Source organism: Mesorhizobium sp. M7A.F.Ca.MR.148.00.0.0, assembly GCF_003997735.1.
Classification (GTDB): Bacteria; Pseudomonadota; Alphaproteobacteria; order Rhizobiales; family Rhizobiaceae; genus Mesorhizobium.
Genome location: NZ_RZTB01000210.1, coordinates 1 through 4,685 on the forward strand (window position 1 = coordinate 1; position 4,685 = coordinate 4,685).

Annotated in this window: 5 protein-coding genes and 1 pseudogene; 2 read left to right on the forward strand and 4 right to left on the reverse strand. The window is 56.9% G+C overall.

Annotated features, from left to right (window positions below):
* Window positions 1-679: 679 nt before the first annotated feature.
* Window positions 680-898: a helix-turn-helix transcriptional regulator gene (locus EOB49_RS32845; protein ID WP_126105025.1), complete on the reverse strand. Its 219-nt coding sequence runs from the start codon at window positions 896-898 to the stop codon at window positions 680-682.
* A gap of 109 nt (window positions 899-1,007) precedes the next feature.
* Here EOB49_RS32845 and EOB49_RS32850 point away from each other — a divergent pair, with 109 nt between their 5' ends.
* Window positions 1,008-1,274: a DUF2285 domain-containing protein gene (locus EOB49_RS32850; protein WP_063169299.1), complete on the forward strand. Its 267-nt coding sequence runs from the start codon at window positions 1,008-1,010 to the stop codon at window positions 1,272-1,274.
* Between the two features lie 435 nt (window positions 1,275-1,709).
* On the opposite strand, the gene EOB49_RS32855 is transcribed toward EOB49_RS32850, so the two are convergent.
* Window positions 1,710-1,943, reverse strand: coding sequence for a helix-turn-helix transcriptional regulator (locus EOB49_RS32855; RefSeq protein WP_126097360.1), 234 nt, complete (start codon window positions 1,941-1,943; stop codon window positions 1,710-1,712).
* 116 nt (window positions 1,944-2,059) lie between these two features.
* On the opposite strand from EOB49_RS32855, the gene EOB49_RS32860 reads away from it, so the two are divergent.
* A complete protein-coding gene (locus EOB49_RS32860) occupies window positions 2,060-2,341 on the forward strand; it encodes a DUF2285 domain-containing protein (RefSeq protein ID WP_126105024.1) in 282 nt (93 codons plus the stop codon).
* A gap of 534 nt (window positions 2,342-2,875) precedes the next feature.
* Here EOB49_RS32860 and EOB49_RS32865 read toward each other — a convergent pair.
* Together EOB49_RS32865 and EOB49_RS32870 are read right to left on the reverse strand one after the other, a co-directional pair.
* Window positions 2,876-3,613, reverse strand: a complete 738-nt coding sequence (locus EOB49_RS32865) for a LuxR family transcriptional regulator (protein WP_127383412.1) — start codon at window positions 3,611-3,613, stop codon at window positions 2,876-2,878.
* A gap of 833 nt (window positions 3,614-4,446) precedes the next feature.
* Window positions 4,447-4,685 (reverse strand): annotated as a pseudogene (locus tag EOB49_RS32870) (aspartate aminotransferase family protein); the annotation flags it as partial.

A 4,685-nucleotide genomic window follows, 5' to 3' on the forward strand; every position in this document is an offset into this window, starting at 1 on the left:
CTTTTTTACGGTCGACACTGCAGGGCGAGACCTCATGAAGCCGATTGTCGAGAGGGCGGGGCTCTCTTCCGGCGGACCAAGAAGGTGAACTGGCCAGCTGGCCCCGCGCCTGAGATGGAGTGCTCAGAAGCGCTTTGAATCGGGACGGGCTTTGGTATTGTGGGTGGAATGCTTCAGCCAGACTATTTGCCAGCATCGTCTCCCGGACGTCATGTCTGAGCTTCGTGTCAGCGCAAGGCGAACACGCGGCTCCTAGATGCCGACACGATGGCTGGTTCAGCCATACTGCGACAGTTGCCTGTTTTTTCGGTTCCTTTGCTGTTCGCGCGCTAACCGCAACGCTCCATACTAGTCTCGCGTGCCTGTCCCCGTGGGGCGGGCAACAGAAAGCGATTAGGCCCGCTGAAAGAGGCGGACCGCATCCGAAGGACCGTAAACAAGAGAAGGACCCTGAAGCGAGAGCGAAGGTTGCGGCAGGCCGGCGGGCCTAAAAGGGAATGCCGACCACCCCACGTCCCAGGAAAAGCTGACAAAAACGCAGCGTCCGACTGTCCAATAGGATGCGCCCGCGCGAGGGCGAGCTAAATGGCAGGGGCTGCCGGGGGACCTAAGAAAAGCGTGGGTTCACAAGCATCCGGCGCGCGCCATCAGGCCGCCAGCTACTTGGAGGGCGGGTGCATCAGCCCTGTTTGTCGGGCCGAACCAGATCCATGTGGCTGACGCCGAGGGCCAATGCCAGTTCATAGATCGTGATAATTGTCGGATTTCTTCGGCCTTTCTCCAAGCCGCTGATGTACTGCTGACTGAACCCGGAAATCTCCGCAAGCTGCTCCTGCGTCAGGCGCTTCCTTTGCCTGATCCTCTGCACATTCCGTCCGACCAACTTGCGCATATCCATGCACGCAAGCCAGCGGATCAGGCGGCTTGAGTTTATCAACTATAATATGTAATCCACATTTAGCAGGCACAGGGCTTCGCGGGTCCATTGGCCGGAGATAGAATTAGCGATGTTGCAGCCCAGATCGAACACGCCGTTCGCCGACGAGGTCCCCTGGTCGGACCGCATTACAGCCTACGACAAGGACCACTTTACAACCTATATGAGGCTCCTGGACGCCTCGGCAGACAACGCCACTGAAGAGGAAATGGCCAAAGTGATCCTCGGCATTGATCCGGCACGCGAACCTGAGCGCGCACGCAACGTTCTTCGCAGTCATCTCGACCGTGCAAACTGGGTGGTGACGAGCGGCTACAAGGATTTGTTCGCCAGTTGACGAAATGGGCCGTGCGGTCGCTTCGCTTCAAGCAACGAAGTCGCGTAACACCATGCATCGACGTATCACCACAGCGCGGATGCCCAGCACTTCGCTGTCTCATCATTTTGTCCTCCGCTCGCCAATGGCTGCTTCCCAGGAATGGGTGCGGCGGCGAATCATGACAGGAACGGGTCCGCCGTCTGAGCCGCACCGCATCCGAAGGGCCGGATGGACAACCTACTGAAAGCTCACAGCTGGCTAAGGGTTGCGGGACGCCGCGGCGGACCTAGAAGGATGCGGCGCCACCTGCTGGGAAAGGCACAAATAGAGCGAATTGCGAGAGTCTAACGACGCGCTAGGAGGCGCAGCGGAATGGTCGAGACGCCAGAGCCAAGAAAAGCGGGGCTCGACCCACCGGCACACGGCACGCGCGGTGATGGGCGCGGGCGCCCACTACGTGCGCAGGCTCAATAGAATCTCACACGGATCAGCATCGAGGGCCGCAGTTACGTCGAGAAACTCAATGATATCGAGACGCCGCTCGCCACCCTCATATTTCGCCACGAAAGATTGCGGACGACCAAGCTTCTCAGCCACCTGCGCCTGCGTCAGCCCTTTGACATTGCGCAGTGAGATCAACTGGGCCAGAAACCGCTGGTGGCGGGGAGATCGAAGAGATTTGGGCATTTAGGTGAACCGGTCAGGTAGAGACCGGCTCAGCGACTAATCCCCGTTTCGGATTATCCCATTTTGGGATATTCTGCCTTGGATCCAGCGATCAACATGCGAGGTTCGCGGCAGACATGAATCGATCAACGGGAACAGATAGGACTCAAAGCTCAACACTGCTCGACGAAGTCCCTTGGTCTGACCGTCTTACCGCCTACGACAGGGCGCACTTTACCATCTATATGAGGCTCCTGGACGCCTCAGCCGATGAGGCGCCCGAAGAGGAAATGGCCCAACTGATCCTCGGCATTGATCCGGCACTTGAACCGGAGCGCGCCAGGAAGGCGCTTCGTAGTCATCTCGACCGTGCGAACTGGATGGTGACGAGCGGCTACAAGGAATTGTTCGCCAGCTGACAAATTCGCAGTGCTCGGTCATAGAAGCAGGCAGTTCCTGTGCCATTGGTCAGGCTGATCGGGGCCTGCACCATAGACGCGCCGGCAAAATGGACCCGGTGGCGAGCACAATTCAGTTCCCAGGAAATCGGGTTTTGGCAATTGTCCGAGCGTCTGACGTGATAGAAGGTTCCGCTCTGTCTGGATGGGTATTAGCCCGGAGCAGCACTCCATATCGTACCGGCGCTCGACGAAGGGTCCACCTCTTCGCTTTCAAGCCGCATAACCGATAGCCATCGCCCTAAGTCAAGGGTTAGAGATTACCGGCAGGCAGGTATGCAAGCGGGCCATCCTCGGAAACTATATAACCGCACGACTAGCTCGTCAGCGACGAAACACCCGCTCGAGCACCCATAGACTATGATCACCGGCGCGGACTGGAAGAATACGGCTGCATCGCCCGAGCCGGCGGAACAGAAGATCTCGGCATCCAGTCAACGCTCGATACAAAGCGCGCGATCGAATGGCCCGAGCACAAGGGGATCAAAAAGCTTCTCAGAGAATTGAGGACCCTTCGGACCCCAAAAGGGCTATAGCCTGATTTTGGGTTCGCACGCCTAGCTTCTTCTTGGCATTGTCCAAATGAAAAGCGATCGTGCGTGGCTTGATACCCAAGATGCGGCCGGTCACCCAGGCTGAATTACCCCGCGCTGCCCACCTCAGGCACTCATATTCGCGGGATGTCAGCGAAATCCCATCCACTGTTCGATCGCTCGGCAATTTGCGGCGAACGCAACGATGAAAGCAGGCCGCCATCAGTTGAAGAGCTTGTTCGTACCGCTCAGCGACCCGAAGAAATACTGGACGAGGCTCATCGGCGGCAAAAGTAACCGCAGCGATGCGGCCGCGGAGATCGACAATTGGGATCGTCAAACCGCAGCAGATGCTGAATTGAGCCGCCTCATCGAATAGCTGCTGTTGAGCCGGCGACATTTTATCGCCTCCCAAATTCGATCCCCAGTGAAACGGGCAGCCGCCATTTCGAGCACGCAAGACCACAGGATCGAGTTTCTCATACTGATTTTCCAGATACTGTCTGGTCCAGCGGGTTGGATAGTTCGAAATTAACCTCGGTTTGCCGGAAGGCCGTGCTGGCAAGGAGAGGTAGGCAAAGAAGACTAGGTCAAGTCGTCCGGCCGCCTCAGCCATGGCATCCCGGAAATCTGCCTCATCGATACTCTGTGACAGTCTTTCAAGGAATGTCTCGAAAACAAGTGGCATGTCCCTCGTCATCGTCGCGCTCGATTCTTCCTCTTTCTGCACGCCTTCCGGCTGCGTCGTGTATGTCCGACAAACGCGATTGAATTCGCGGGCGTCGCTGGGCTGACCGGGCTCCAGAATGCTGCCATGCATTAAGTCATGACCGCCCCTGCACCGACCAAATCAGGAGAAATCATCCTGCGCTGACCAAAAGCCATCATTGACCCCAGCTTTTGCAGGAATTTGGGTCGGCATTAGCATAACAATTCGGATAGCCGCTCATCCCCCACCCGGGGCGCCGTGATCCGCAAAGAAGTGTTACGATGCTTTCTTTTCTTTGATAGGAAATCGTCTCAACAATATTAAAATGCCTTTCCTTGTGAACGGGGTAGCGTGTGAGTATCGTCCTTTTATATACCTGACGTGATAAAATTCACCGCAATGATTATTCTGCTCTTTGTGATGTGAAGGAAGATAATCTTCGGCATTGCCGCACTTTGGAACCGGCGACCGTGGCCCGCTGCAATGATGTAAAGGGCACGTCTAAGCTCAATCTGCATCGGAACGTGCAGATGACCTTTACCAGACCCTCGATTCCGCACGGGCCATAATGATAATGATTACGTGGGTCAAAAAGGGCGCCCTGCCGGCGGGGAGGAACACCCGCAGGGCGCGCCGCACAGAGGTCCTGGTCGTTGGGCAACAGGACAGCGGCGGCAGAACTGATTCGGTTACAAATCGTGACTGAAATAGCCCGGAGCATGCTCAAGATCAGATATCTGGAATTCAACAGTTATGGGTCTGCTCGGCGCAGTAGCGCGCAGGGACCTGCCTGCCTCCGGACTCGCTCCTTCGCGATCGCAAAATCATACGGCCCCCTCGGCCTTCAGCGCGCGATAGGTGGTATCGACCGACTTTACCGTCGCGTCGACAATGATGTCGATCTCTTTACGGGTAATGATCAGGGGGGGGGCATAACCGAGGATGTCGCCATGCGGCATGGCCCGTCCGATGACGCCATTCTCAAACAGAGCAGCTGCAGTGCGCACCCCGACCTGAAGGTCGGGTTCGAATGGTATCCTTTGTTTTGGGTCCCGCATCATCT

Coding starts and splice junctions, on each gene's coding strand:
- EOB49_RS32845 (WP_126105025.1), bottom strand. CDS start 898: ATGGATATGCGCAAGTTGGTCGGACGGAATGTGCAGAGGATCAGGCAA.
- EOB49_RS32850 (WP_063169299.1), top strand. CDS start 1,008: ATGTTGCAGCCCAGATCGAACACGCCGTTCGCCGACGAGGTCCCCTGG.
- EOB49_RS32855 (WP_126097360.1), bottom strand. CDS start 1,943: ATGCCCAAATCTCTTCGATCTCCCCGCCACCAGCGGTTTCTGGCCCAG.
- EOB49_RS32860 (WP_126105024.1), top strand. CDS start 2,060: ATGAATCGATCAACGGGAACAGATAGGACTCAAAGCTCAACACTGCTC.
- EOB49_RS32865 (WP_127383412.1), bottom strand. CDS start 3,613: ATGACGAGGGACATGCCACTTGTTTTCGAGACATTCCTTGAAAGACTG.